This is a genomic window from Microcystis sp. M53598_WE2 (genome assembly GCF_030067735.1).
Lineage (GTDB): Bacteria > Cyanobacteriota > Cyanobacteriia > Cyanobacteriales > Microcystaceae > Microcystis > Microcystis aeruginosa.
Genome location: NZ_JASJFE010000691.1, coordinates 1 through 1,911, shown reverse-complemented (window position 1 = coordinate 1,911; position 1,911 = coordinate 1). Strand labels below are relative to the sequence as shown.

Sequence of the window (1,911 nt, the reverse complement as noted above, 5' to 3'; positions counted from 1 at the left end):
TCGGGAGAAACGGTAGAAATTATTAATGATTCTGGTTTCGAGCCTAAATTATGGTAGGAGAAAGATGGTTCCTTCATCTGGCAAAGTATTGGCGGGAGGTCTAATTTTTCCAATCTAGGACTAGACTAACTTATGGATAGGATGCAGGATTAGTATTCATATTTTGATTCAGCAAACCCTAATTAATTTTTGAGGATTTAAAAACAGCAAAAATAAGGCTTAAATAGCCTAAAATCTGTGAATAGAGCATTTAAAATTCTCCTGACTACTGACGACTGACTGCTAACCCTAACAACAATTTTTGATTTTTACCAGAGGTTTAGTAACGTCTTGTCCTAAAATTGCCAATAGCCAGTTTCAATGCACAAGAGCCTGATGGCTAAAAACTGGCTCCAGTTTTTGCCCGGGATAGCACAGCTTGATCGCAGTGGATCGTAAAATGGGATAATGCTAACTTTGAGAGTCAGAGAGACTATGAGTGAATTCGACTACGATTTAATTATTATCGGTGCTGGAGTTGGTGGCCACGGGGCAGCCCTACACGCAGTCAAATGTGGGCTAAAAACAGCTATTATCGAAGCCAAAGATATGGGAGGAACCTGTGTCAATCGCGGTTGTATTCCTTCTAAAGCTTTGCTGGCAGCCTCGGGACGAGTGCGAGAATTGGCCGATAGTGACCATCTGAAAAGTCTAGGTATTGCCATCGGTGGCGTTAATTTTGACCGTCCAACAATTGCCGATCATGCTAACAACCTTGTCAGTAAAATTAGAGGCGATCTCACTAATAGTCTTAAACGTCTCAAGGTTGATACTATCCACGGTTGGGGAAAAATCGCCGGCCCGCAAAAAGTTAGCGTCATCGGGGATAGTGGCGAAAAAATCTACACCGCTAAGGATATTATGCTCTGTCCGGGGTCGGTTCCCTTTGTCCCACCGGGGATCGAGATCGATCATAAAACGGTTTTTACCAGCGATGAGGCCGTTAGATTAGAAACTTTACCCAAGTGGATCGCAATTATCGGTAGTGGTTATATCGGTCTGGAATTTTCGGATATATACACCGCTTTGGGTTGTGAAGTGACGATGATCGAAGCTTTAGATAGTCTCATGCCTGGATTTGACCCAGAAATCTCGAAAATCGCGGAAAGAGTTCTGATTAAACCTAGAGACATCGAGACTTATGTGGGAGTTTTGGCAAAAAGTATTAAACCGGGGAATCCTGTGGCCATTGAACTGGTGGACGCAAAAAGCAAAGAAGCGATCGAAATTTTAGAGGTAGATGCTTGTTTAGTCGCTACAGGAAGAATCCCCGCGACCAAGAATCTCGGACTGGAATTTGTCGGGGTAGAACTGGATAAACGCGGTTTTATTGCGGTTAATGACAAAATGCAGGTAATTCAGGACGGTGAACCCGTTCCCCATCTCTGGGCCGTGGGCGATGCTACGGGTAAAATGATGTTAGCTCACGCTGCTTCGGGTCAAGGGGTAATAGCCATTGAAAATATCTGTAATCGCCCAAAAACCATCGATTATCGCAGTATTCCCGCTGCCGCTTTTACCCACCCCGAAATTAGTTATGTGGGTTTAACGGAACCGCAAGCAGAAGCTTTGGCACAGCAAGAAGGGTATAAGGTCGCTTCTGTCAAGACCTATTTTAAGGGAAATTCTAAGGCTTTAGCGGAAGGAGAAACGGAAGGCATCGCTAAAGTCGTTTATCGTCAGGATACGGGGGAATTACTCGGTGTTCATATTATCGGTATCCACGCATCGGATTTAATTCAAGAAGCGGCCAATGCGATCGCTGAACGTAAATCTGTCCATGAACTCGCTTTCCGCATCCACACCCATCCAACTCTCTCAGAAGTCCTCGACGAAGCTTACAAACGCGCAGAAGTGGCAGCATAGAGTCAG

The 1,911-nt window shown here is 44.6% G+C and carries 1 protein-coding gene; it reads left to right on the top strand.

The window, feature by feature from the left end:
* The first annotated feature begins 474 nt into the window (after positions 1-474).
* A complete protein-coding gene (gene lpdA, locus PX636_RS14095) occupies positions 475-1,905 on the top strand; it encodes a dihydrolipoyl dehydrogenase (protein WP_288117625.1) in 1,431 nt (476 codons plus the stop codon).
* Positions 1,906-1,911 lie beyond the last annotated feature (6 nt).